Annotated in this window: 24 protein-coding genes; 9 read left to right on the forward strand and 15 right to left on the reverse strand. The window is 54.6% G+C overall.

The window, feature by feature from the left end; genetic code table 11:
- Nucleotides 1-13: 13 nt before the first annotated feature.
- Complete coding sequence (locus AUQ41_RS10410; protein ID WP_063088374.1) at nucleotides 14-919, reverse strand: LysR family transcriptional regulator; 906 nt, start codon at nucleotides 917-919, stop codon at nucleotides 14-16.
- A gap of 107 nt (nucleotides 920-1,026) precedes the next feature.
- Here AUQ41_RS10410 and AUQ41_RS10415 point away from each other — a divergent pair, with 107 nt between their 5' ends.
- Both AUQ41_RS10415 and AUQ41_RS10420 read left to right on the forward strand, forming a co-directional pair.
- The gene (locus AUQ41_RS10415) at nucleotides 1,027-2,058 is read left to right on the forward strand and encodes an aldo/keto reductase (RefSeq protein ID WP_063088375.1); all 1,032 of its coding nucleotides are present in this window, start codon (nucleotides 1,027-1,029) and stop codon (nucleotides 2,056-2,058) included.
- A gap of 144 nt (nucleotides 2,059-2,202) precedes the next feature.
- On the forward strand, nucleotides 2,203-2,691 hold the full coding sequence (locus AUQ41_RS10420) for a c-type cytochrome (RefSeq protein ID WP_232308364.1): 489 nt from the start codon (nucleotides 2,203-2,205) through the stop codon (nucleotides 2,689-2,691).
- Nucleotides 2,692-2,772: 81 nt separating this feature from the next.
- Here AUQ41_RS10420 and der read toward each other — a convergent pair whose 3' ends face one another.
- The 3 genes from der to AUQ41_RS10435 all read right to left on the reverse strand — a co-directional run bounded on the left by der (nucleotide 2,773) and on the right by AUQ41_RS10435 (nucleotide 6,473).
- Complete coding sequence (gene der, locus AUQ41_RS10425; protein WP_063088376.1) at nucleotides 2,773-4,308, reverse strand: ribosome biogenesis GTPase Der; 1,536 nt, start codon at nucleotides 4,306-4,308, stop codon at nucleotides 2,773-2,775.
- Nucleotides 4,309-4,418: 110 nt separating this feature from the next.
- Entirely contained in the window at nucleotides 4,419-5,753 is a 1,335-nt protein-coding gene (locus tag AUQ41_RS10430) for a PQQ-like beta-propeller repeat protein (RefSeq protein WP_232308365.1), read from the reverse strand.
- Nucleotides 5,754-5,822: 69 nt separating this feature from the next.
- The gene (locus tag AUQ41_RS10435; RefSeq protein WP_063088378.1) at nucleotides 5,823-6,473 is read right to left on the reverse strand and encodes a tetratricopeptide repeat protein; all 651 of its coding nucleotides are present in this window, start codon (nucleotides 6,471-6,473) and stop codon (nucleotides 5,823-5,825) included.
- A gap of 495 nt (nucleotides 6,474-6,968) precedes the next feature.
- On the opposite strand from AUQ41_RS10435, the gene AUQ41_RS10440 reads away from it, so the two are divergent.
- From AUQ41_RS10440 to AUQ41_RS10450, 3 genes are all read left to right on the forward strand, one after another.
- Nucleotides 6,969-7,394 (forward strand): hypothetical protein, encoded by a 426-nt coding sequence (locus tag AUQ41_RS10440; protein ID WP_008890527.1) that lies wholly within the window; start codon nucleotides 6,969-6,971, stop codon nucleotides 7,392-7,394.
- 125 nt (nucleotides 7,395-7,519) lie between these two features.
- Complete coding sequence (locus AUQ41_RS10445) at nucleotides 7,520-7,876, forward strand: DUF2794 domain-containing protein (protein WP_008890526.1); 357 nt, start codon at nucleotides 7,520-7,522, stop codon at nucleotides 7,874-7,876.
- A 12-nt stretch (nucleotides 7,877-7,888) separates the two neighbouring features.
- Nucleotides 7,889-8,656, forward strand: coding sequence for a tetratricopeptide repeat protein (locus tag AUQ41_RS10450; RefSeq protein WP_232308366.1), 768 nt, complete (start codon nucleotides 7,889-7,891; stop codon nucleotides 8,654-8,656).
- A gap of 79 nt (nucleotides 8,657-8,735) precedes the next feature.
- Here AUQ41_RS10450 and AUQ41_RS10455 read toward each other — a convergent pair whose 3' ends face one another.
- Nucleotides 8,736-11,090, reverse strand: coding sequence for a glucose/quinate/shikimate family membrane-bound PQQ-dependent dehydrogenase (locus AUQ41_RS10455; protein WP_063088380.1), 2,355 nt, complete (start codon nucleotides 11,088-11,090; stop codon nucleotides 8,736-8,738).
- Nucleotides 11,091-11,268: 178 nt separating this feature from the next.
- On the reverse strand, nucleotides 11,269-11,571 hold the full coding sequence (fliN, locus tag AUQ41_RS10460) for a flagellar motor switch protein FliN (RefSeq protein ID WP_040823589.1): 303 nt from the start codon (nucleotides 11,569-11,571) through the stop codon (nucleotides 11,269-11,271).
- Nucleotides 11,572-11,803: 232 nt separating this feature from the next.
- On the opposite strand from fliN, the gene AUQ41_RS10465 reads away from it, so the two are divergent.
- A complete protein-coding gene (locus AUQ41_RS10465; RefSeq protein ID WP_063088381.1) occupies nucleotides 11,804-12,916 on the forward strand; it encodes a PLP-dependent cysteine synthase family protein in 1,113 nt (370 codons plus the stop codon).
- Nucleotides 12,917-13,019: 103 nt separating this feature from the next.
- On the opposite strand, the gene AUQ41_RS10470 is transcribed toward AUQ41_RS10465, so the two are convergent.
- On the reverse strand, nucleotides 13,020-13,523 hold the full coding sequence (locus AUQ41_RS10470) for an Hsp20/alpha crystallin family protein (protein ID WP_063088486.1): 504 nt from the start codon (nucleotides 13,521-13,523) through the stop codon (nucleotides 13,020-13,022).
- Nucleotides 13,524-13,832: 309 nt separating this feature from the next.
- Here AUQ41_RS10470 and AUQ41_RS10475 point away from each other — a divergent pair, with 309 nt between their 5' ends.
- Entirely contained in the window at nucleotides 13,833-14,927 is a 1,095-nt protein-coding gene (locus tag AUQ41_RS10475; protein ID WP_063088382.1) for an NADH:flavin oxidoreductase/NADH oxidase, read from the forward strand.
- A 125-nt stretch (nucleotides 14,928-15,052) separates the two neighbouring features.
- Here the strand turns inward: AUQ41_RS10475 and groL are convergent, their stop codons facing one another.
- On the reverse strand, nucleotides 15,053-16,708 hold the full coding sequence (groL, locus tag AUQ41_RS10480; RefSeq protein ID WP_063088383.1) for a chaperonin GroEL: 1,656 nt from the start codon (nucleotides 16,706-16,708) through the stop codon (nucleotides 15,053-15,055).
- 59 nt (nucleotides 16,709-16,767) lie between these two features.
- Nucleotides 16,768-17,055, reverse strand: coding sequence for a co-chaperone GroES (groES, locus tag AUQ41_RS10485; protein ID WP_008890518.1), 288 nt, complete (start codon nucleotides 17,053-17,055; stop codon nucleotides 16,768-16,770).
- 508 nt (nucleotides 17,056-17,563) lie between these two features.
- On the opposite strand from groES, the gene AUQ41_RS10495 reads away from it, so the two are divergent.
- The gene (locus AUQ41_RS10495) at nucleotides 17,564-18,274 is read left to right on the forward strand and encodes a hypothetical protein (protein ID WP_063088385.1); all 711 of its coding nucleotides are present in this window, start codon (nucleotides 17,564-17,566) and stop codon (nucleotides 18,272-18,274) included.
- 150 nt (nucleotides 18,275-18,424) lie between these two features.
- Entirely contained in the window at nucleotides 18,425-18,982 is a 558-nt protein-coding gene (rfbC, locus tag AUQ41_RS10500; protein WP_063088386.1) for a dTDP-4-dehydrorhamnose 3,5-epimerase, read from the forward strand.
- A 6-nt stretch (nucleotides 18,983-18,988) separates the two neighbouring features.
- On the opposite strand, the gene rfbA is transcribed toward rfbC, so the two are convergent.
- The 6 genes from rfbA to glmU form a co-directional block, all read right to left on the reverse strand.
- On the reverse strand, nucleotides 18,989-19,870 hold the full coding sequence (gene rfbA / locus AUQ41_RS10505; protein ID WP_063088387.1) for a glucose-1-phosphate thymidylyltransferase RfbA: 882 nt from the start codon (nucleotides 19,868-19,870) through the stop codon (nucleotides 18,989-18,991).
- On the reverse strand, nucleotides 19,863-20,774 hold the full coding sequence (gene rfbD, locus AUQ41_RS10510) for a dTDP-4-dehydrorhamnose reductase (protein ID WP_083952904.1): 912 nt from the start codon (nucleotides 20,772-20,774) through the stop codon (nucleotides 19,863-19,865). Before rfbD ends, rfbA begins: the two co-directional genes overlap by 8 nt.
- Nucleotides 20,767-21,837 carry a dTDP-glucose 4,6-dehydratase gene (gene rfbB, locus AUQ41_RS10515; protein WP_063088388.1) on the reverse strand — a complete coding sequence of 357 codons (1,071 nt, stop codon included), beginning with the start codon at nucleotides 21,835-21,837 and terminating at the stop codon, nucleotides 20,767-20,769. The genes rfbD and rfbB overlap by 8 nt, the downstream gene beginning before the upstream one ends.
- 305 nt (nucleotides 21,838-22,142) lie before the next feature.
- Nucleotides 22,143-22,328 carry a hypothetical protein gene (locus AUQ41_RS20715; protein WP_143588769.1) on the reverse strand — a complete coding sequence of 62 codons (186 nt, stop codon included), beginning with the start codon at nucleotides 22,326-22,328 and terminating at the stop codon, nucleotides 22,143-22,145.
- A gap of 188 nt (nucleotides 22,329-22,516) precedes the next feature.
- Nucleotides 22,517-24,340, reverse strand: coding sequence for a glutamine--fructose-6-phosphate transaminase (isomerizing) (gene glmS / locus AUQ41_RS10525; protein ID WP_063088390.1), 1,824 nt, complete (start codon nucleotides 24,338-24,340; stop codon nucleotides 22,517-22,519).
- An 82-nt stretch (nucleotides 24,341-24,422) separates the two neighbouring features.
- On the reverse strand, nucleotides 24,423-25,766 hold the full coding sequence (gene glmU, locus AUQ41_RS10530) for a bifunctional UDP-N-acetylglucosamine diphosphorylase/glucosamine-1-phosphate N-acetyltransferase GlmU (RefSeq protein ID WP_063088391.1): 1,344 nt from the start codon (nucleotides 25,764-25,766) through the stop codon (nucleotides 24,423-24,425).
- Nucleotides 25,767-25,885 lie beyond the last annotated feature (119 nt).

The following is a 25,885-nucleotide window of genomic DNA, read 5'->3' on the forward strand; positions in this document are numbered from 1 at the left end:
CCCCCGGCCTTTTTCAGTTCAGATCGACATTTTCAATACAGAAATCCAGAAACGCCCGCACGCGCGCTGGCATCAACCCGCCCTGCCCGACATAAACCGCATGAATATCAACCCCGCCATCGGGCTGGAATGCCGCCAGCAACACACGCAGCCGTCCGGCAGCGACATCGTCCCTGACATGAAAAGCCGCCAAACGCGCAATACCGCCACCGGCAACCGTCAACAGACGCGCACTTTCCGCATCCCCGACACAGACCTTGCCACCGGGCATGACGGTTTTGATTGTCCCGTGATCATCGAATGGCCACTCACTGATCGCGCGTGGGAAGTTATAACCAATCAATCGATGATCACTTAGATCCTCGACACGATGCGGCGTACCAAACGCGTCCAGATAGTCCGGTGATGCAACAATCACCATCGGACATTGCCCAAGCTTGCGCGCGATCAGCCCCGACGACTGCAAAGGACCGCTGCGAATGGCGACATCTGCCCGTTCCTCGTACAAATCGACGACCTTGTCACTGACCGTGATATCAAGATCGATATCAGGGAACTGTGCCTGAAACCTTGGAACAAGCGGCAAAATGCGATGTAACCCGACCGGCAGGTTCACCGTAACGCGAAGCTTTCCACGCGGCTGCACGGCACTTGCGGCCTCGTCCTCTGCATCGGTCAAATCGGCCAGAACACTGACCGCACGGTCATAAAACCGCTGGCCTTCGGGGGTGAGTTGCAATTTCCGGGTCGAACGGTTCAACAACCGCACGCCAAGGCGACCTTCAAGCCGTCGAACAAGCTTGCTGACGGCTGATGGCGTCATATTGAAATCACGCGCCGCCGCAGAAAACCCGCCGCGTTCGACCACGCGGACATAGACTTCCATTTCCCCGGAACGGTTTGTGTCAAGGCGCACCATGTGGAATTCAACTCACAAATAATATTCCTTAGGTCTTACTAGTTGAAAATCGATCTTCTGTCCATATTCGCAAGCAGTTCACACGATCACCTGTCAGGAGATTGAATATGGAATACAGACAACTGGGTAACTCCGGCCTTCGGGTTCCTGTCCTGTCACTGGGCACCGGGACCTTTGGCGGGCAAGGCCCGCTTTTTTCGAACTGGGGAACGACAGATGCCAATGAGGCCTCATCACTGATTGATATCTGCCTTGACCACGGGGTGAACCTTTTTGACAGTGCCGATGTTTATTCGGATGGCGCATCTGAAACGGTTCTGGGTCAGGCGATCAAGGGACGGCGCGACCGCGTCATGATCTCGACCAAACTCGGCCTGCCGATGGGCGAAGGGCCCAATGATTACGGAACCGCACGTGGTCGCCTGATTACCGGCACCGAACAGGCGCTTTCACGTCTTGGCACCGATTACATCGATCTGTTGCAGCTTCATGCCTTTGACGCCAACACACCGATCGAAGAAGTTCTGGTCACCCTTGATGAACTGATCCGGGCGGGAAAGGTCCGCTATATCGGGGTGTCAAACTTTGCCGGTTGGCAGATCATGAAATCGTTGTCGATTGGCGAACGCCATGGGCTGTCGCGCTATGTCGCCAATCAGGTTTACTATTCGCTGGTTGGACGTGATTACGAATGGGATTTGATGCCGCTTGGCAAGGATCAAGGCCTTGGCGCGATGGTCTGGAGCCCGCTTGGCTGGGGCCGCCTGACCGGCAAGATCAGCCGCAACTCCCCCATCCCGGCCCAAAGCCGCTTGCACGAAACCAGTCAGTTCGGCCCACCTGTTGAAGAGGCCATGCTGTATAACATCGTCGATGTCCTCACCGAGATTGCCGATGAAGCCGGCAAGACCGTGCCGCAAATCGCGATCAACTGGCTTTTGCAACGCCCGACCGTCTCCTCGGTGATCATCGGGGCGCGCAATCAGCAACAGCTGATCGATAATCTTGGCTCTGTTGGCTGGTCACTCAGCGACGATCAGATCGCCCGTCTGAACAAGGTGAGTGAACGCATGCCACCCTATCCTCATTATCCATATTACATACAGGACGGGTTTGCACTGCTCAATCCGCCGGCCTGATACCGGACCTTTTTCCCGGGTGTTCGCCCCCACCGGTCACCCGGGAAAATATTTAAAATTTACAAGCACCATCAATTGATTGCATTTACCCGCCCCGGGTCGTTAGCATGGCCTCAATCCGCAACAATCAATCTGGGTATTGCCATGAAACAGGCGCTTCGTAATTGCATCTTTGCCCCGTTGGGGGCTGTTGGCTTTGCACTGATCATTGCAACACCGATAACCCTGCAGACCACCACAGAGGCGCAGGCAGGCGGAAACGGGTCCCCGACGACCACGATACCGGAAATGGATGCAAAACGCGGTAAGGCCCTGTTTGCGGAGCGCGGATGCGTGATTTGTCATTCGGTCAACAATGTCGGCAGCGATGTGGCCACCAGCCTTGATGCATCAAACATGAATATCGCGCGCGAACCGTTCGAATTCTTTGCCCGCATGTGGCGCGGCGCACCGCAGATGCTGGCCCTGCAGCAAGCCGATCTTGGCTATCAGATTGATTTTTCAGGTCAGGACATCGCCGACATTTTCGCCTTTGTCCAAAGCCGCGAAATCCAGGAAGGCTTCACCGAACAGGACTTGCCCGACCATATCAAGGAAATCATTGATAACGGTCCGTCTGCCGCGTTCGAATAAGGTCTTGCTCAGCAATCTGGCACAAAAAAGCCGCCCTCGTTTCCGACGGGCGGCTTTTTTGTGTTTGGCAACAAGTCGAAACTAGCGTTTCTTTTTCTTGTTGGCATAAGGGTTATCGCTGCTGCGCAGGTAAATACGGATCGGAACGCCCGGCATATCGAAATCTTCGCGTAGACCATTGATCAGATAGCGCGTATAGCTTTCGGGCAGTTCCGCCGCCTTGGAGCAGTTGATAAAGAAGCTTGGCGGACGCGATTTCGCCTGGGTCATATAGCGCAGGCGAATACGACGCCCGGAAATGACCGGCGGCAAATGGCGTTCAGTGGTTGCTTCAAGCCAGCGGTTGAGCTGCGAGGTCGGGATGCGGCGGCTCCAGATATCGTGGATATCAAGAACGGTCGGCATCAGGCGATCCGTGCCACGCCCGGTCAAGGCCGAGAAAGTCAGAACCGGAATGCCCTTGGCCTGGGCAAAGGACGTATCAAGCTTGTCACGCAGTTCCTGCATGACGCCCTTTTTGTCGATGATCGCATCCCACTTGTTGACAGCAATGATCAACGCACGGCCTTCTTCAAGCACCATACGCGCAATCGTCAGGTCCTGCTTATCAAGCGTATTGGTCGCATCGATCATCAGAACCACGACCTGCGCATAGCGGATCACACGAAGCGTATCGGCAACCGACAGCTTTTCAACGCGGTCATCGATCTTCTTCTTGCGCCGCATACCGGCGGTATCGACCAAACGGATCGGACGGCCTTCATAGGACCAGTCGACCGCAATCGAGTCACGCGTGAGCCCGGCCTGCGGTCCGGTCATGACGCGCTCTTCGCCCAAAAGCTGGTTCAGAAGGGTTGATTTACCGGCATTTGGACGGCCGACAATTGCCAACTGGATTTTCGAATTGTCACGTGCGCCTTCGACAATCAGTTCGCCATCTTCGTCTTCGTCGTCCTCGCTGAATTCGATCTCGTAGGACGGGAAGACTTCACCTTCGTCATCGGCAAAACCGTCTTCGTCATCGAAATCTTCATCTGCAAGGCTATCCGCACGGGCCTCATTCAGCGCTTCCTGTGCTGCTTCGCGCGCATGCTGTCTGGCGACCCGTTCGCGGTCTTTCCATTCTTTCCAGTGCGGCTCAAGCATGTCATAAAGCAACTCGATCCCAAGGCCATGCTCGGCCGAGATCGGCGCGACATCGCCAAGACCAAGGCCATAGGCCTCATAAAGCCCCGGATCCTGATCACGGCCTTCGTGCTTGTTGGCAATGACATAGACCGGCTTCTCGCGTTTGCGCAGCCAATCGGCAAAATGGTTATCAAGCGGCGTCAGACCGGCACGGGCGTCAATCAGGAACAACGCAACATCGCATTCCTCAAACGCCTTTTCACTTTGCTGGCGCATCATGCCTTCGACGGAATTATCAAACGCTTCTTCCAGACCGGCGGTGTCGATAATGTCAAAAGACATATCGCCAAGGCGTGCCTTGCCGTAACGGCGGTCACGGGTCACACCGGGCTGATCGTCCACAAGCGCCAGCTTTTTGCCGACCAGACGGTTAAACAGGGTCGACTTCCCGACATTGGGGCGACCGATAATGGCAACTTTCAGCGACATCTGATTTTCAGACTCTCGTAATAAAAGGCGTTATGCGCCGTGGGCACATTGACCCACGGCGCATCGCAAATCCTGCAAGGCAAATCGCCTTGCCTAAAACTGTATCCTGATCAGCGATATGCGATTAGATCGGCATCCGCAGTCAGGAAGTAAAGGCTGTCACCGGCAACAGATGGCGGCAGGGTAATTGGCCCGGATACTTCGTCCTCACCAAGAATGTCACCGCTATAAGGGGAAACAGTCATTACTTCGCCCTGCTCGTTACCAACGATCAACCTGTCACCGGCCAGTACCGGCCCTGTCCAGACAATCGGGCCTTCCTGATCCTCGGGATCGGTAAAACGGGGCAGAACGGTCACCCATTTAACCTGTCCGGTGCGTCGACGCAAGGCAATCAAGTCATTTGTATTGGTTAGCAGGTATACATATTCGCCGGCCACCCACGGTGACTGGATGCCACCGGCCTCAAGTTCCCAGACACGAACCCCGGTGCGAAGGTCAATCGCGGTCGTCAAACCAGAGTTGCTTGTCGCAATCACCAGGTCATTATCAATCACCGGCAGGCCGCGAATATCGGCAATCGCCGACACCGCATCGGTACGACCGGCTGCGGCCAGCGCATCCGACCAGATCACCTGACCGTTTTCAACGCGAAGGGCATAAAGTTCCCCCGTCGAATACGCCGAAATGACAACACCCTGATCCACCGCCGGGCTGGCACCACCGATAAAGGACGCGCCCTCGGACGCACCACGATGGTTCCAAAGCGTTTCACCGGTGCGCGCATTCAACGCAACAGTCTGGTTATCGATGGTAATGGCAAAGACGCGACCACCACGCACAGTCGGCGCAGAACGCATCGGTGCTGTGACCTGTTGACGCCAAAGGATCGTCGCACTTGGCGCATCAATGGCAATGATTTCGGCAAAGCCCGTCGTCGCATAGATGACACCGGCTTCATAGGCCAGACCACCGCCCAAAAGCGTGCTGTCTTCTTCGTCCTCAGGCGCGAGTTCAAGCGACCAGATGCGCTTGCCCGATGATGCAGCAAAGGCGCGGACTTCGGCGCTGGCATCGATGGTAAAGATCACACCGCGCGCGACAATCGCCTGATTAAGCAGAAGGTTGTCATCCATCGACCCTTCGCCGATATCAATCGACCAGTCCTGTTCTAGGACATCGTTATCAAGCGCAACGTGATGGAGTGCGTGGCTCGGATAGCCGCCATTTTGCGGCCAGTCGACCATCGGTTCCGGTTCAGGCAAAATCACGCGCTGGTCGGTCAGTTCAATGTCGGGCTGAACCGTGCTTTGCAGGGCAAGGACCGAAATACGCTCGCCGGGAAGCGGCGGATCTTCTGCCTCGCCAAGCCAGCCTGAGCACCCTGCCAAAAGGCCCGTCAGGCCCATTACGCAAAGAAGTGACTTAATACCGCGTGTGGTCAAAACCGTATCCCCTGAAAAAACTCACGTCATATGGATCGCGGGTTGCGACCCATTGATGCCCGAAGAACCTCAGGCACCAACAGCCTTGAGAATTTCACTTGCCCGTGCGCGCATTCCGGCCGGCGCACTGTTATCATCAGCAATCTCGGTCAGAAGCGCTTTGGCGGCTTCGACCTCACCACCCGCGATATGCAAAAGTGCAATCATTTCACGTGCAGAGTAGTACCACGCATTCTCGGGCACGGCGATCGGCTCAAGACGCGTGATCAGTTCCTGCGCGTTTGCTTCGCTGGCACTGTTCATCGCAATCTGGACAACCGCAAGATCGCGATAAACCTGATCAATGTCGGAATTACCGGCGATCGCGTCGAGTTCGCTGATTGCTGACGGCGTCGCATCCGCGCGAAGGTAAACTGCGGCCTTCTGGAAATGACCAAGCGCGACAAAATCGGCATTGCCATCGGCGATGATCGCATCAAGGGCGGCCAATGCGGCGTCTTCGTCGGTTGCGCTGTCCTGTGCCAGTTCGACGGCATTGGCAAGACGGGTACCGTTTTCGATGCTGGTGCTGGTTTCATAGGTTTTCCAGCCTTCACGACCGGCAACACCCAGCACGATGGCCGCTGCAACGCCGATCACGTATTTCCCGTATTTGCGCCACAGCTCTTCGCTGCGTTCACGCTTAAGGTCTTCTTCGACTTCCTGGAAAATATCAACCACGAAAACGGCTCCAATCCGGTCACAATAAAGCGGGCAACCTGCCCGCTTATCTGAAAAATTTCTGGCAAGGATTTAACGCGCCAGCGGGTACAGGGTCAAGTCTGCTCGACACCATTCCGGTTATTCCTACGATTATTTTGCCCCGCCCTCGGATTAAGCGGGATCGCAATAACCGTTTCATGGCTGATATCAGCGCCATGTGGCCCAATTCGGGCACAGGAACCCAACGGGAAAGAATTGCCTGCCAGACACACATTTTCCCCACGACATCACCGGTTTTAAACGGCTTTGAAATGTTTGAACGCCACCATCACCGCACCCGGATGCTTTTTGACGGTGATGCACAGGGCTGAAAACGCCCAAGATCAGTGCCAAATGTCGTTTTAACGGGGGCAAAGGTAGAGTTCGGCACAGGGCTTGCTTTGGTAAATGCCAAGGGAACAGATTTGAACTTGTCATCGGTCATATTTGCCCGGTGAGCGGACGGAGACCACAATGAAACGTCGCGAGACTGCACATACCAAGCCCGCAAAACGGCGCCTTATCCGACAGCGTATCCTTGCCGGGCTGTTTGCAGCCTTGATGGGGTCCACTGTATCGGGCTGTGGAACAACGATGTCCGATGTTGTCGGCACCAGTCTGTTTACCGGTGGGGAATGGTATATTGCCTTTGACGTGGTCAGCATCATCAATTCCGACAAGACGCTGATTGACCATGCGGTTTCGCTATCGACCGGTCAGGATTGCTCCACCATCCGCAAGATTGACGGCAAGTCCTATTGCAAAAAGGAACCGGTGCCGGAACCGCCGCTTTATTGCTATCGCTCGCTTGCGGCGGTCAGTTGCTATCGCACGCCCGATCCCTATAACACCGGATCGCAAACCGTTGATTGGCCGCCAACCCGTTCACGCAGCCTCTAAAATCCGGTCTGTTTTTCATCCATTGAAACTTGAGGCATCGGCCAATCCGCGCTACCGTGTCATCAGGTTGTCATTTTCCCGTTGTGGCAAAGGACAACCCCGAACACACGCTGCCGGAGTACCACATGGGAACATTGTTCGATTTGGCCAAATACCGCAAAGCCAAAAGCTTTGTTCATTTTGACCGGGCTGAACTGATGAAACTCATGAACACATATTCCCGACAGGTTGCCAGCGGCGCCTGGAAGGATTATGCCATCGATCATCTGGACGGGATGGCGATGTTTTCGATTTTCCGTTCAACCCACGAAACCCCTCTTTTCACGGTCATCAAGCTCGGTAACGAGCACAAAAATGCCGGACAATATGTTGCCCTGCATAGCGGTGAGCGCATCAAACAAAGCGCTGAAATCGTCAATGTGCTTGAAGCCATCGAAAAACGCGCCCGCAAGGTCGTCCCCCTGTTTAAAACAAACTCCTGACGGTTCCCAGACGTGACCAGCCCCTTATCGGCCAGCCTTTCGGGCCGACACCCCCTATTCGCGCTTGCCGTGCTGGCCTGCCTGCTGTTGCCAACAGCGGGCCACACAGCAAGCATGAGCAAGGAATACCAGACAGGCTACTATGCCTATCAGGCTGGGGATTACGTCCGCGCGCAGTCCTTCTGGCATCTGGCGGCACAGGAAAACGACCCGTATGCGCAATATGCGCTGGGTCTGCTGTATTTTCGTGGTGATCTGGGTGCGCCTGAATACGAAATGGCGGCCGAGTGGTTTGGCAAGGCTGCAAAGACCAACCACGGCGGGGCGACCTATTATCTTGGCCTGATGCATTTCAACGGATTTGGCCTGCCCTACGATCATTTTCAGGCCACGAAATACTTCAAGCGTGCGCTGCGCATTGATCCGCACAATGCCAATGCCGCCTATATGATCGGCGCGCAGTATTTCCATGGCCGCGGGGTCCGACAGAACTTTGTCGAGGCCGCCCACTACTTTGAAATCGCTGCAAACGAAAACATGCACGCCGCACAGTTCATGTTCGGTGCCTTGCTTGAACGTGGCTGGGGCGTGAAACAGAATTATGCCGACGCCTATTACTGGCTAAGGCGTGCTGCGCGCGGACCGATCACCTTTCCCGAAGGTGCCAACGAGGCAGAACCACTGAACCCGCAGGCCGCACTGGACGCGCTGGAACCAAGGCTCCGGCCCGAGGAAATTCAACGGGTTGAAAAACGCCTCGCCCTTGATGCGACCGGATAAGTTTGCAAGCGCCAGATACGCCACGGGCACCTGAAAGAAATCAGGTGCCCGTGCGCTTTAAGGTCTGTTTTTGCTGGTCTTACTCGGCAAGCTTGTAGGCAATCACATAATCACCCGGCTTGGTGCCAATTGATCCATGACCACCGGCGACGATCAGCACATATTGCGTCCCGTCATCGGTTTCATAGGTCATCGGCGTTGATTGACCACCGGCCGGAAGACGGGTTTGCCAAATCTTCTCGCCGGTCGTGGCGTCATAGGCGCGGAAATAGTTATCAACCGCCGCCCCAAGGAACGCCACACCACCCTTGGTCAGGATCGGGCCACCAATGCCCGGGACACCAAGTTCGAATGGCAACGGCAACGGGGTCATGTCTTCGACCGTACCGTTTTTATGCATATAGGCAATCTCGCCCGTACGCAGGTCGGCACCGGCAACATACCCCCATGGCGGGGCCTGACACGGAATGCCAAGCGGCGACAGGAACGGTCCCATTTCAACCGCATAGGGTGCACCTTCGTTCCGGTTAATCCCCATTTCACTGGCCTTTTTACTGCCACGGGGTGGCACCTCCGCCCTCGGGATCAGGCGCGAGGTAAAGGCAAGATAGGTCGGCATGCCAAACATGATCTGGCGTTCCGGATCAACCGCAACACTGCCCCAGTTAAATGTCCCGAAGTTGCCGGGATACACCAGCGTCCCTTCCAGAGACGGCGGCGTGTAACGGCCTTCGTATTTCAACAGATGGAACGCAATACGGCACGCCATCTGATCAAACAGGGTAATGCCCCACATATCCTTGCCGGTAAGTGGTTCTGGCATGAATGTCAGGTCTGAAACCGGCTGGGTCGGGGCGGTATGATCCTCGGGAATTGCGCCACCGGGTGCAGGAACCTCGGTCACCGGAATGATCGGCTCACCGGTGCGGCGGTCCAGAACATAGATATCGCCCTGTTTGGTAGGGCCAACCAATGCCGGAACAGTTTCCCCATCGGCGTTGGTGATATCAAGCAGGGCTGGCTGTGCCGGTACATCCATATCCCAAAGATCATGATGCACCGTCTGGCGCACCCACTGGACCTGACCGGTCTCCAAGCTAAGTGCCACGATCGACGAGGAATAGGTTTCGACATTTTCATCGCGGTTCATGCCCAACTGATCAGGGACCTTGTTGCCCAGCGGCACATAGATCATGCCAAGCGCCTCGTCCGCACTGGAAACCGACCAGCTGTTGGGCGAGTTGGCGGTATAGGTCTGATCATCGGGGATCGGTTCGGTTTGTTCCGGATTACCTGAATCCCAATTCCAGATCAACTCGCCGGTATTGATGTCATAGGCCCGAATAACGCCTGACTGCGATTTGGTGGAATAGTTGTCATTCACCGCCCCGCCAATGATGATCTTGCCATCTGCGGCAACCGGCGGCGATGTTGAATAATAATAGCCCGCCGGATTGTAGGGCATGTTGGTTTCCAGATGCACCGTGCCCTCATCCCCGAATGACGGGCAAATTTCACCCGTTGCCGCATCCAGGGCAATCAGGCGTGCATCGGATGTCGGCAGGAACACACGTTCGGTGCAGGGGCCGGTTTCGTTGGTGGCCGCGTCCTTGTAATAGGTCACACCCCGGCATGTCTGATGCTGACGGTCCGGGTTTTGCGGAATGCCCGGATCAAATTTCCACTTTTCCTGTCCGGTTTTGGCATCAATCGCAATCGCCCAACTGTGTGGCGTGCAAAGATACAACGTCTCGCCGATCTTAAGCGGTGTGACCTGATAGGTGGTTTCAGGCACGTCACTTTCGCGTTTCAGATCACCGGTCTGATAGACCCAGGCCTGTTCAAGCGATGCAACATTATCGGTATTGATCTGATCAAGCGGTGAATAGCGCTGCCCATAGGTCGTTCGACCATAATGATGCCAATCGCCATCAGGCACAGACCCGCCATACTGGGGGTTCTCGACAACCGTACTGGTTGGCAGGGTGCCCTCGATTGCATTGGGATTGTTCATCATCGAATAGACCGCAACGATCACGGCGATGACGATACTACCTTCAAGCACAAAGGATCGAACCGGTTTCTTATTCTCGCGTGCACCATCCTCATCCTGCGACGCCTGGATCAGGGTTCTGCGGAAAACAGGCGTCATCAGCCAAAGCCCGACAACAATGATCAGGCCGCCGCGCGGGGCCAGCTGCCACCAGTCAAACCCGGCCTCCCACACAGCCCAGACTAGGCTTGCGAGTGTAAACGCGCCATAAAACGGCAACAGAACAGGCTTGCGTGAGAAGGCCAGAAAGCTTGCAAACAGGAAGGCCAATCCGGCAAGCGCGTAATAGAAGCTCCCGCCGACCGCAATCAGCCATGCACCGCCAACAGCAAGTGCAAGACCGATCAAAGCCAGAAGGCCTGATGTCACTAGATTAATCATGGGGTAACCCTCGGCTAAATGAGGTCGCCAACTGTCATCAAAGACAGTGGACCGGAACTTGAGTCTTCAAAGGGGTTTAACCACAAACGCCTGAAAACCTTGCAAGTTCCACCGAGGACAAAAAATCCCACCGTCAGTCATGAGCCGGTGGGATGCGTTGATTGCGGTGTGTTCGGAATTAGTGGTGGGTTTCGATCACCATGCCGCTTTTGACAACCTCGGTAATCGTCACACCCAGATTTTCGTCGACGACAACCAGTTCCCCGCGGGCGACCAGTCGGTTGTTGACGTAGATATCAACCGGCTCCCCCACGCGGCGGTCCAGCTCAAGCACGGCACCACGGGTCAGGCGCATTAATTGCGCGACCTGGATCTGGCTTTTGCCAATCACCGTTGACACACGCACAGGCACATCATAGGCCGCCCCAATGTCGGAGGCCCCCATACGTACGCTAAACGGGTCCTTATCGTCGTCAGCCATGATTTCGCGCCATCCCGTCAAATCGAAAGAATCGTGAAGCTTGTATCTTAAAGGTGAGCTTTGAAAAAAGTGTTAGCAAGCCCAATCTGATAAAATCGACGATTGCTGATCGGTTCTGAAAATGTATCAGCACAATTTTACTGTCGTTTTTTGTATTATATTGCCCTAAACAGATGACGATTCCGGGCCAAACTTGGCCAAAAAGTGATCCAACCAGACGTCAGGATGTTTCATGCCTTATGACCGCCAATGGGTGGCCGATGCCATCAGCACGATTGAAGCCGATTTCAACCGGTCTGCCGATACCCATCTGATCCGCCTTGATTTGCCAAAGCTTGGTGACATTGGCCTGTACCTTAAAGATGAGTCGACCCATCCGTCCGGCAGCCTCAAACATCGTCTGGCCCGGTCGCTGTTTCTGTATGGTCTGTGCAATGGCTGGATCAACAAGGACACCCCGATCATCGAGGCATCAAGTGGCTCGACCGCCGTGTCAGAGGCCTATTTCGCCCGCCTTCTTGGCCTGCGCTTTATTGCGGTGATGCCGAAATCCACATCACAGCAAAAAATCGATCAGATCGCCTTTTATGGCGGCGAAAGCCATCTGGTTGATCACAGCGGCCAGATTTATGAGGAATCGCAACGTCTGGCGCGCGAATTGGGTGGCCATTACATGGACCAGTTCACCTATGCCGAACGCGCGACCGACTGGCGCGGCAACAACAACATCGCCGAAAGCATCTTTGATCAGCTCAAACGCGAACCCCACCCCATTCCGCGCTGGATCATTGTTGGCGCCGGAACGGGCGGCACGTCATCAACCATCGGGCGCTATATCCGCTATGGCCGAAGCCTTGGTCAGGGCTGTGAGCTTTGCGTGGCCGACCCGGAAAACTCGGTTTTCTATGATGGATATGAAACCGGCGACTGTTCGGTCACCAACCGCAAGGGATCGCGCGTTGAAGGCATCGGTCGCCCGCGGGTCGAACCCAGCTTCAACCCGACCGTGGTCGATCGCATGTATCGCATCCCCGATGCGGCAAGCTTTGCGGCCCTTTATTATCTGAAAAAGCATCTTGGCCGGCGCTGCGGCGGATCGACGGGCACCAACCTGATTGCGACCCTGTCGCTGATCTCGGAAATGAAGAAGGCCGGACAAACCGGGTCGGTCGTGACCTTGCTCTGTGACGACGGGGATCGTTATTGCGATACCTATTATAATCCCGACTGGCTCAAGGCACAGAATATCGACCTGAACCCGTGGACAGATGCACTCGACCGCTTTGATGAAACCGGCCTCTTTGACATGCCGCTTGATCATTGCAGCGGCTATGCCGGGCGTTAAGCAACCTAAGCCTCACCAATCTGCGAACACAAAAAAAAAGACGGGCGGTAAAACCGCCCGTCAGTCTTATCAGGGGAAGCTTCTCAGGGAGGAGAGACAGGCCTTAGCCGGTCACCGCAATTTTGCGCGGCTCGGGCTTCTGTTCTGCTACCTTTGGAAGAGTAAGCAACAGAACACCGTTCTTGAAGGATGCGGTAATGTTGTCGGCATCAATGGTGTCATTCAGGCGGAAGGACCGCTTGAAGCTGCCATAGCTGCGCTCGACAACATGGGCGCCATCCTTGCTTTCACGGCTGAATTTCTTCTCGCCGGTAATGGTCAGAACACCGTCAAGCACTTCGACATTGACGTCATCCTGTTCAACGCCCGGAAGTTCGGCGGAAAGTTCAAAGTGATCTTCGCCGTCATAGATGTCGATCCGCGGGCTCAGCAACGGTTGGGTCGCTTCGCCTTCTTCGGAAGATACCTGTGCCGACGGGGATGCACGGTGACCAAAGATCGAACCGATCATGCGGTCAACGTCACGGGAAATAAGAGTGAAAGGATCACCGTAAGTCGGTGCAGAAGACGGACGACGGGATCCATTAAGAGTCTGAAGACCAGTCATTGTAGTACCCTCCATTACAGACGAGTATTCTTGCGCCATCAGTCCAGACCAGGCTGCAACCTTGACGCGTATCGGGGCACCATGCCCCTTTCCGATATTGAGATAGATCGGGTGAAAATTTCCGCAAGTGGGTCGATGCATTTTTTTGCGAATTTTTGATTTTTTCTGATCGCCTGCTTGGACAACTCTCTGCTGGTATTCCATTCCCTGGAAAAATTCAACATGACGCTGGCGCCCGCCCCGCCCCCGGATTAGCTTCATCTCATTGATTGGCGCACGCGCGTCACCGTCCGAGTTAAAGGAACGCATATGAGCACTCTTTTCACCCCGCTTTCACTGGGCAAGCTATCCCTTGATAACCGCATAATTATTGCACCGATGTGCCAGTATTCCGCCGATAACGGCAAGGTCACCCATTGGCATGACATGCATCTCGGCAATCTGGCGCAATCGGGTGCCGGTCTTCTGATTATCGAAGCCACCGCCGTCGAACCGGAAGGTCGCATTACCTATGGCGATGTCGGCCTGTGGGATGACGAAACCGAGGCAGCACTTGGTAAAACGCTCAAAGCTGTCCGTAGCCATTCCGACATGCCGATTGCGGTTCAGCTGGCCCATGCCGGGCGCAAGGCATCGTGTGAAAAACCGTGGCTGGGGGGCCATGCCCTTTCCCCGGACCATGAAAATGGCTGGCAGGTCTCAGCCCCCTCTGCCGTGCCGTTCCGTGACGGCGATCCAATCCCCGAGGCAATGACAAAATCACGCATTGCAGACATCATTCAGGCCTTTGTCGAGGCGGCTGAACGGTCCGTCCGGTTGGGCTTTGACGCGATTGAAATTCATGGCGCGCATGGTTATTTGCTCCATCAATTCCTGTCACCGCACGCCAACAAGCGTGACGATGAATATGGCGGTTCCTTTGAAAACCGCACGCGCATCGTGATCGAAATCTATGACGCCATCCGCAAGGCCGTTGGCGCTGACTATCCGCTCGGCATCCGTATTTCGGCAACCGACTGGGTCGAAGGCGGCTGGGATATCGATCAAAGCGTCGCGCTGGCCAAACTCCTCAAGGACCGCGGATGCGATTTTATCGACGTTTCGTCAGGTGGCCTTCATATCGATCAGCAAATCCCGCTCGGCCCCAATTATCAGGTACCGTTTGCCGCCCGCATCAAGGCCGAAACCGGCATGACCACAATTGCGGTCGGCCTGATTACAGAGGCCGAACAGGCAGAAGCCATCACCTTTACCGGGCAGGCCGATGCCATCGCCCTTGCGCGCGGCATTCTGTATGACCCGCGCTGGCCGTGGCATGCCGCCGCAACGCTGGGCGCCGAGGTCAAGGCCGCCCCGCAATATCTGCGCTGTCAGCCCCGAACGCTTAAAAAGCTGTTTGGCTGACACCTTTTGAATTCATCAAAGAGCCCGCCAGTGTGCGGGCTCTTTTTTATTGCCGCTTAGACAAAGAAAAGGGGCCCGCCAGTGGCGAGCCCCTTCCCTTATGCGATAGGTCGGTTGGGTAAGGCTTAGAAGCCCATGCCACCCATGCCGCCCATACCACCCATGCCGCCCATGTCAGGCGCGCCGCCAGCCGATTTGTCTTCGGCTTTCTCGGCGATCATGCATTCGGTGGTGATCAGCAGACCAGCGACCGATGCTGCGTCCTGCAGAGCAGTACGAACAACTTTGGCCGGGTCAATGATGCCAGCTTTGACGAGGTTGGTGTATTCGCCCTTCTGAGCGTCGTAACCGAACTCTACGTCGTCCTGCTCAAGCAGTTTGCCCGCAACAACAGCGCCGTCTACGCCAGCGTTCTGTGCGATCTGGCGAACCGGTGCCTGCAGGGCACGGCGAACGATGTCAACACCGATGGTCTGGTCATGGTTTTCACCTTCGAGACCTTCGAGGGCCTTGACGGAGTACAGCAGAGCCGTACCACCACCAGCAACAATGCCTTCTTCAACAGCAGCGCGGGTCGCGTGCAGGGCATCGTCAACGCGGTCTTTGCGTTCTTTCACTTCGATTTCCGAAGCGCCACCGATTTTGATCACTGCAACGCCGCCTGCGAGTTTCGCAAGACGTTCCTGCAGTTTTTCACGATCGTAGTCAGAGGTGGTTTCTTCGATCTGGGCGCGGATCTGGCCAACGCGTGCTTCGATCTGTGCTTTCTCACCAGCACCATCAATGATGGTGGTTTCTTCTTTGGTGATGGTAACCGATTTCGCGGTACCAAGCATATCGAGGGTGACGCTTTCCAGCTTGATGCCGAGATCTTCGGAGACAACCTGACCACCGGTAAGGATGGCGATGTCTTCGAGCATGGCTTTACGACGATCGCCGAAGCCCGGTGCTTTAACAGCAGCGATTTTCAGACCACCGCGCAGCTTGTTGACAACCAGGGTTGCCAGTGCTTCGCCTTCGATGTCTTCAGCAATGATCAGAAGCGGCTTGCCGGACTGAACGACCGACTCAAGCAGCGGAAGGATCGGCTGAAGCGAGGAGATTTTCTTGTCGAACAGCAGGATGTACGGAGCATCCATTTCTGCGACCATTTTCTCCGGGTTGGTTACGAAGTACGGAGACAGGTAACCACGGTCGAACTGCATGCCTTCGACAACGTCGAGTTCGGTGTGCAGGCCTTTGGCTTCCTCAACGGTGATAACGCCTTCGTTGCCAACTTTTTCCATGGCTTCAGCGATCATGTCGCCGACTTCACGGTCACCGTTAGCAGAAATGTTACCAACCTGTGCGATCTCATCGCGACCGGCAACTTTACGTGCACGGCTCTGGATGGATTCGATCACTTTGGTGGTCGCAAGGTCGATACCGCGTTTCAGGTCCATCGGGTTCATGCCGGCAGCAACAGACTTGTTGCCTTCACGAACGATGGCCTGTGCCAGAACGGTTGCGGTCGTGGTGCCGTCACCAGCCAGATCGGCGGTTTTCGACGCGACTTCGCGAACCATCTGTGCGCCCATGTTTTCGAACTTGTCGGTCAGTTCGATTTCCTTGGCGACCGAAACACCGTCCTTGGTCACGCGCGGTGCGCCAAAGGACTTTTCGATAACAACGTTACGGCCTTTCGGGCCAAGCGTCACCTTGACAGCATCTGCAAGGATGTCGACACCGCGCAGCATTTTGGCGCGTGCGTCAGTGGAGAATTTTACTTCTTTAGCAGCCATAATATTCTTTCCTCTCTATGAGACGGATGAACGTGGACAAATCACCCAAACGGGCTGACTTAGTCCATGATGCCCATGATGTCGGATTCTTTCATGATCAACAGCTCTTCGCCGTCGACCTTGACTTCGGTGCCCGACCATTTGCCAAACAGGACTTTGTCACCTGCTTTGACGTCGAGGGCTACGACCGAGCCATCTTCTTTGCGAACGCCAGAACCAACAGCGATGACTTCGCCTTCCTGCGGTTTTTCTTTGGCGGTATCCGGAATAATGATGCCACCGGCAGTTTTGGTGTCGGATTCGACACGACGTACCAGTACTCGATCATGCAGCGGACGGAACTTCATTTTAGACAACTCCGTGTTTAAGCTAAGGCTCGTTAATAACTAAGACTAACCGGGATGAGCCCGTATTAGCACTCACCCCCGGCGAGTGCTAACAGCATTTATTGGAGTACCAGTTCAAAGTCAATAGGGAGATGTAAAAAGACGCAGAAATGTCACGATTTTTGGCGATTTCCGCATGCGGAGCGCAGCAAAAATCCGCCCCCGTTTTAAAGCGGGCTGATCAAAACATTTTCATGCCCGGGATACAAGCCCCCGCACCGCGCCGCAGAAGAATATATATCGGGCTGTCACACTTGCTTTTGCCAAAGGGCTGTTTGGCTGATCCGACTCAGGCGACGAAGATGCATGGTTCAAACATCTATGAAAAAGCGGACTTCACGTCTAAGCTCCAGCCAAAGAACGCAAATAACGTCCAATGATCGCGCAAACACCCGGATTGCAAAAAATGTCGTGCAGTAAAAATTCATCGGCCCTGACGTCCGGGCCTTCAGGCAAACGACAAGAGCTGATGGCGCCCGCTTTTCTGTTATTTGCCTTTGTCGGTTTGTTTTCTTCGCAAACAATCAGCACCGATGCTTGGGCCGATGAGGCTGATGTCGAATGCCCGAAAAAGATCGCCTATGTCGAAAATGACCCGATGTCGCAGAAGTCGATTGTCATCCTGCAGAAACTCTATGCGGATCTCGGTTGCCCGCTTCAGGCCGTCAAACTGCCGGGGCGTCGCGGACTTTTGCATTTCAACCAAGGTCTCGTGGATGGCGAGCTATACCGGGCAATCCCAGCCGAAAAGAACTATTCCCGCGCGTTTGTAAGATCATCCATTGCCCTGCGCGAGATCGCAAACCGGCTTTGGCGCAATCCGAACGATCAAGACCCGTCAACGCCGATTGCCTTTACGCTCGGCGTGATATGGCAGGAAAAGTACGTCCATGCGGATACGGTTAAAACCGGCATTGCGCACATGCCAATGATGTATAATACCGAAAAGCACCAAGCCTATGCCGAAGGGCGCATCACGCGTTTTCTGTCAGCAGACAGCAATATCGACGACATGCTGGCACAGGGAATTCTGGGCAACACACCAGCACCGGTAATCGAGGAGACGATTTCCGTCTTGCCGCTTTATCATTATCTCGGCGCGGAATTCGCCCCCTTTATGAAAAAGTTCTCTGCCCTCGTGGCGCAAACGGACCCATTTCGCAAGGCCCAGAATCAATAATCGCAGCGACGGGTGCCGCAACCTCGATAAAGCCGCCCCCCATTCAATTGCCACGCCCAGAATTTTATAAAAATGCACATATGCACGAAGGCCAAGCTTCTGCTATCCATAGTCTGGACGAATTAATTTACCCTGCACAAGGCAGCACGGATGCAATTTGAAGAGCTGGAAATTCCCGATCTCAAGCTGATCTTCCCGAAGAAATTTGGCGATGAGCGGGTTTTTTTCTCTGAAACCTATAATCTGGAAGCCTTTGCCAAAGCTGGCATCGATCCGCAGTTTGTGCAGGACAACCACTCTTTATCGAGCAATGTCGGCGTGCTGCGAGGATTGCATTTTCAATGCCCGCCCTTTGCCCAAGACAAGCTGGTTCGGGTCATCAGAGGCCGCATTCTGGATGTCGCAGTCGACATTCGCGCCAAGTCAAAGACGTTCGGGAAATGGGTATCGACTGAAATCAGTGCAGAAGATTGGAACCAAATCTTTATCCCGGCAGGGTTCGCCCACGGCTTTGTCACGCTCGAGCCCGATACGGAAGTGAACTACAAGGTTTCCGCACCTTATGCTCCGGAAAGCGAACGCGCGATCAGGTGGAATGATCCGGACCTTGGCATCGACTGGCCGTTTGACAAAAGTCAGGTCACGCTGTCAGCAAAAGACGAAAAAGCCATGAGTTTTGCGAGCTATCGAGAGAACCCGGTATTCTAGTTCCGCTCACAGGATATCGTAGGTTCGCAGAACCGTCTGAAGATATGCCTTGTAAGAACTCTCGCCAAACTCACTCGCAAGCTTTTCAAACTGTTCGACCGTGATCATGCCCTTTCTCAGCGCGATTTCTTCAGGACAGGCAATCTTGAGGCTTTGGCGGCTCTCGACGGTACGGACAAAATTGGCGGCCTCAAGCATCGCAGCGTGCGTTCCCGTATCCAGCCAGGCATAGCCCCTGCCCATCTTCTCGACCTTAAGCGTTCCACGCTTAAGGTAAGCCTTGTTAACATCGGTAATTTCAAGCTCACCACGCTTGGACGGCTTGATCGATTTGGCGATGTCTACAACATCTGAATCGTAGAAATACAACCCCGTCACGGCGAAGTTCGATTTGGGATTGGCCGGCTTTTCCTCGATATCCAGGGCCACACCATCGCGATCAAACTCGACCACGCCATACCTTTCGGGATCCTGAACGTAATAGGCAAACACGGTCGCCCCATCGGATTGGACCATGGCGTTGCCCAACAATTTCGTCAGGTCGTGCCCAAAATAGATATTGTCACCCAAAATCAAACAGCACGGATCGTTCCCGACAAACTCCGCTCCGACAATAAATGCATCTGCAAGGCCGCGGGGTTCGGGTTGAACCGCATATTGAAGGCTGATGCCCCATTTCGATCCATCACCGAGCAGGTCTTTGAACAGCGGAACATCGCGGGGCGTGCTGATAATCAGGATATCTGCTATCCCCGCCAGCATCAATGTGGTCAGCGGATAATAGATCATCGGCTTGTCGTAAACTGGTTGGAGTTGCTTTGACACGACTAGGGTAGAAGGATGAAGCCGTGTCCCTGTACCACCGGCAAGAATGATCCCCTTACGCATCACACTGGCTCCGCCCTATGGCCGCGAGCACCTTCAGAAGCCCTTCATCAGTCGGCAGCAAGCCAAAACCAAATGTCCGTTTGAAATGCGTATCGGAAAGGACAGAATATTTCGGTCGCCTTGCCACGGACGAAAACTCATCAGCACGAATTGGCACAACCTTGCAGGCTCCACCGCGCCAACTCCCACCAAAAACATCTCTTGCGGCTGCCTGAATCTGCTTGGCGAAGCCAAACCAACTCATCGCATTAGGCGAAGCAAGATGATACGTGCCTGCAACGGTAGGACGTTGTGTCATCAAATCAGGAACACATCGCAGGATCGCACTTGCCAGTTCCAGCGCACTGGTCGGACAACCTATCTGATCACTCACGACGCGAAGCTCATCTCTCTCCGCCATCAGCGACAACATTACTTTGACGAAGTTCCTGCCATAGGGGCTATAAACCCAGGATGTTCGTAAAATGAGATGATATGGCGCGATTTCGCGGATGGCAATTTCACCGGCAAGCTTGCTTTCACCATAGGCATTGGCCGGGCGAACAACGTCTGTCTCGCGGTAGGGTTCTGTCGCATTTCCATCAAAAACGTAATCCGTTGAAATGTGTATCAACGGAATGGAGCATCGAGACGCTACTGCCGCTATATGACCAACGGCCTCACCATTGATCGTATGGGCCAAAGAGCTCTCTGTTTCGGCTTTATCGACTGATGTGTAGGCCGCGGCATTTATGATGACATCCGGATTTGCAGTCTCAATGACATTGACAACAGAAAAAGGCTGCGACAGGTCACATGCATATCGATCAACGAACTGCAGGCTGATGTCAGGATATTCGGACGCAACCTCTGCCAGGCTGCGCGCCAACTGGCCGTTTTTTCCGAAAACAAGTGCCTTAACCATTTCCCGCCCCCGTCATCCGACCAAGACGTTGACCTGCATACTTGTTTTCAAGAATTGGCTGCCACCATGCTCGATTATCAAGATACCATTGCACGGTTTGCCGGATACCGACAGTGAAGCTGTGTTTGGGCATCCAACCGAGCTCGGTTTGTGTCTTGCGGGGATCGATGGCATATCGCCAATCATGCCCTGGACGGTCACTGACGTAGTCAACAACGTCGTCGAAGTTGCTTGGCACGACCTCTGGGCGCAAGTTACGCAGCGTGTCAAAAATCTGACGAACTACATCAATGTTGGTCAGTTCCGCTGAACCTCCGACATTGTATTTTTCACCCACCCGGCCAGAAGCCAGAATTACTGAAAGTGCCTCGGCGTGATCTTCCACATGAAGCCAGTCACGGGTGTTCAGACCTTCGCCATAAATCGGCACCTTCCGACCCTGCAACAAGTTCAGAATGGTCAACGGAATGAGCTTCTCAGGGAACTGATAAGGTCCGTAATTATTTGAACAATTACTGATAATCACTGGCAGGCCATATGTATGGTGCCATGCGCTCACCAGGTGATCAGAGCTGGCCTTGCTTGCTGAATAGGGCGACCGGGGTGCATAGGGAGTTTGCTCGGTAAATTTCCCTGTATCGCCCAATGAACCATAAACTTCATCACTCGAAACATGGTGAAAACGAAACTTGTCCTTCTTGCTTACAGGCAATCCGGCGACATAATCCCTCGCAACTTCAAGCAGGCAAAACGTTCCGACGACATTCGTCCGGATAAAGTCGTCGGGCCCCTCGATAGACCGGTCCACGTGACTTTCTGCAGCTAGATGCAAAACAGCGTCAGGTCTGAAATCAGCAAACAGCTTTGAAATTGCAGGCTTGTTACAAATATCCTGTTTTGCAAAGTTATAGTTCTTCAGCGATGAAACCGCGTCCAGTGACCTTAGATCGGCGGCATACGTCAGCTTATCAATATTAAGAACCTCATGGCCCTTGATACCTGCCAGATCCCGACACACCGCGGAACCGATAAAACCCGCCCCACCCGTTACGATAACTCTCATCACAAACTCTTCGACCACTGCCTTGGTTGGGAGAAGTATCTGACGCCCGCAATCCGCCGTTCAGACGTGTGTTTTCACGCGACAACACCGAATTTAAATCACTTGCCCGTCACTTAACTTCACCGTTGATTTTTTTGCTGATCGAAGGTCGACTTTGATCATATTTAACCAATTGATTTTTCAGATAGAATTCGCAAAATGATCCGCTCTGGCTCACTTTTGGCATATGCGGATACAGCTCTGCTCTCGTTAATATTGTCAAAGTCGGCAAACTCTCAACAAAACGGAAATCGGCCCAAACGCACTTACATGTGGGCAAAGACAGGCTGGCCGTGGAAACGGCCAAAATAATGGCAGAAGTGCATCAAAATCTTGGTTTTGCTGTTGGGTTCCTCGAACTCACCGGACGTCGCAGGTTTGATGCCTTTAACGGCGGCATCATTGTTGACGAACTCTCTAGGAGGGTCGCTTGCCGGAACAACTTGAAGCACTCAACGTCAGCCCGCTCAATCATTTCCGTGGAATAGAATTACACGCTTGATGAATTGGCTGTTAGCCTATCTCGAACAGCACGAACCGTTTCATGAAAACGGCTCGAACTAGGCCAGTCGCCCACAAACAAAAATGCCGGATGCGATTGCATTCGGCATTTTTTGATAGTTTTGAATAATCGCTGCGATTATTCGACGGTTACTGACTTCGCAAGGTTGCGTGGCTGATCGACATCAGTGCCTTTGTGAACCGCAACGTGATAGGCCAGCATCTGTACCGGAATTGTGTAGAGGATCGGCGCGACGAAGTCGGCGACCTTGGGGAGCTCGATTGTCGCCGATGCCATATCACCCAGTTTGGCAAGTCCCGGCGCGTCGGAAATAAAGATCACCCGACCACCACGTGCGGCGGCTTCCTGCATGTTTGAAGCAGTTTTTTCAAACAGCTCATCGGACGGGGCAATGACGATGATCGGAACAGACTGATCAATCAGGGCAATCGGGCCATGCTTCATTTCACCGGCGGCATAGCCTTCGGCGTGGATATAGGAAATTTCCTTGAGCTTGAGCGCCCCTTCCATCGCAATCGGATAGCCCAGACCACGACCGAGATAGAGCACATCACGCGCATCGGCGACTTCAAGGGCAAGCTGTTTAAGTGCCTCGTCATGATGCAGCACTTCGGCAGCATGTTTTGGCACTTCGGTCAGCGCAGTGACGATGGCGGCTTCTTCGCCCTTGGCGAGGGTGCCGTTTTCACGCCCAATGGTCACCGCAAGGCAGGCGAGGACCGTGAGCTGCGTCGTAAAGGCCTTGGTCGAGGCCACCCCGATTTCAGGCCCGGCATAGGTCAGAAGCACGACGTCACTTTCGCGCGCAATCGTGCTTTCGGGCACGTTGACGATGGAAACGATTTTCTGGCCCTTGGACTTCGCGTAACGAAGGGCTGCCAGGGTATCAAGCGTCTCGCCCGACTGCGAAATGAACAGGGCAACGCCGCCTTTTGGCAGTGGCGGGCAGCGATAGCGGAACTCGGATGCGACGTCAACATCCACACCCAGACCGGCATAGCGTTCGATCCAGTGCTTTGCCACCAGACCGGCATAGAACGACGTGCCGCAGGCGACAATCGTCAAACGCGTTGCATCGGCAAAGGAAAACGGCATGTCCGGCAGCTTGATCGTCTGGGTCGCCGGATTGATAAACGCATGCAGCGTATCGCCAATCACCGCAGGCTGTTCAAAGATTTCCTTCTGCATGAAGTGATTGTAGTTGCCCTTGCCCATCATGGCACCGGAAACGGCCGAAAGCTTGGTTTCGCGGGTGACATCTTCGTCATTTTCATCGCGGACCTGAACGCTGTCACGGGTCATTTCGACCCAGTCGCCTTCTTCAAGATAGATCAGCTTGTTGGTCAGGTGCGACAGCGCCATCGCATCGGAACCGAGATACATCTCACCCTCGCCCAGACCAACGGCCAGCGGCGTGCCACGGCGTGCACCAAAGATCACGTCATGCTGACCGGCAATCATGATCACCAGCGCAAAAGCCCCTTCGATGCGATGCAATGTGGCGGCAACCGCGTCACGCGGGGATTTGCCCTGATCAAGGAAGTCAGACACCAGATGCACGACCACTTCGGTGTCGGTATCGGTGGCAAACACACGGCCCTTGGCTGAAAGCTCCGCCTTGATTTCCTGGAAGTTTTCGATAATTCCGTTATGAACCACGGCGACCTTGCCATCGGTGTGCGGATGGGCGTTGTTTTCGGTCGGCACACCATGGGTCGCCCAGCGGGTGTGACCAATGCCAACGTCCCCGGCAAGCGGGCTTTCATCCAGACGCTTGGCCAGATTGATCAGCTTGCCCTCTGCGCGGCGGCGCTCAATATCGCCATTGACCAGCGTTGCAATGCCGGCACTGTCATAGCCGCGATATTCAAGGCGTTTGAGCCCTTCCAGAATACGTGTACTGACGCTGTCTTTGCCGATAATCCCGATAATGCCGCACATATTGGTTTTCTTCCTGCTTTATATCGCGTGTCTTCTGGCCACCCGTAAATGTGGGCGGTAAATTCAAAATCTTTGTTTTGGGCTATTTCTTGCCGGTCAGTTCGCGCATTTTTTCGCGAAACTTGGCAGCCCAGCCCTTTTTCTCGATCCGCTCGGCCCGGGTCAGGATCAATGCATCTGCTTCGACCTTGCCGGTGATCGTGCTGCCCGCGCCAACAATCGCGCCATCGCCAATTTCGACGGGTGCGACAAGCGACGAGTTGGAGCCGATAAAGGCGCCAGCCCCGATGTCGGTATGCTGTTTGCGGAAGCCGTCATAGTTACACGTGATCGTCCCCGCCCCGATATTGGCCTTGGCACCGACACGGGCATCCCCGATATAGCTCAGGTGATTGACCTTGGCACCGGCCTCAAGCACGGCCTTCTTGATCTCGACGAAGTTGCCAACCCTTGCACCAGCGCCGATTTCTGCCCCCGGCCGTAAGCGCGCATAAGGCCCGATATCGGCACCATTGCCAACGACACAGCTTTCAAGATGGCTAAACGCCTTGATCACGACATTGTCGCCGACGGTCACGCCGGGTCCGAAGACAACATTCGGCTCGACAATGACATCACGGCCAAGCTTGGTATCAGCACTGAAAAACACGGACGCCGGATCAACCAACGTCGCACCCTCTGCCATCGCGGCTTCGCGCAGGCGATTTTGCAGGATGGCCTCGGCCACGGCCAACTGGGTGCGGGAATTAACACCAAGTGTCTCTGCCTCGTCCACCTCGACCGCAACACAGCTCTGGCCGTTCTTTTGCGCAACTTCGACCGCATCGGTCAGGTAATATTCCCCCTTGGCATTGGCGTTATCAATCGCCTCAAGGGTTGCGATCATGTCCTCGGCCTTAAAACACATCACCCCGGAATTACAGAAATTGATCTGACGCTGCGCGTCGTTGCATTCCTTGTCCTCGACAATCGCTGTCAGGTTGCCGTTCTGATCTGTGACCAAACGGCCATAACCGGTCGGGTCTTCGGGCCGGAAGCCCAGAACCGCCACCGCATGATCATTTTCTTCGCGCGCAGCAACAAGTCGCGCCAGTGTTTCGGCAGTAAAAAGCGGGCTGTCAGCATAAAGCACCAGAACATTGCCCGTAAGGCCCTTCAGGCCTTCCTTGGCAGCAAGAACGGCGTGCGCAGTGCCAAGACGGTCGGTCTGCTCAAAGGTCGGATGCGGGGCAACGGTCTTGATCAGATCAGGCATATCCGGGCCAACAACGACCATGGTCTTTGCGGCCTTTAGGTGGGCAGCGGTGTCAATTACATGCCCCACCATCGGCTTGCCCGCGACCTTGTGCATGACTTTGGGCAGTGCGCTTTTCATGCGCGTGCCCATCCCGGCGGCCAAAACAACAACACTTAGTTCAAGCGACATTTATATCCCTGTTGGCTGCGCCATTCCGCAGCATCCCCTTTGCAGGCACCATCACGATGAAGTGTGATGCAAATATTCCCGTTCGCAGCAAGTCTTAGAACATATTCCCGGGCAGCAAA

It is taken from the genome of Thalassospira sp. MCCC 1A02898 (genome assembly GCF_001618185.1).
GTDB lineage: Bacteria > Pseudomonadota > Alphaproteobacteria > Rhodospirillales > Thalassospiraceae > Thalassospira > Thalassospira tepidiphila.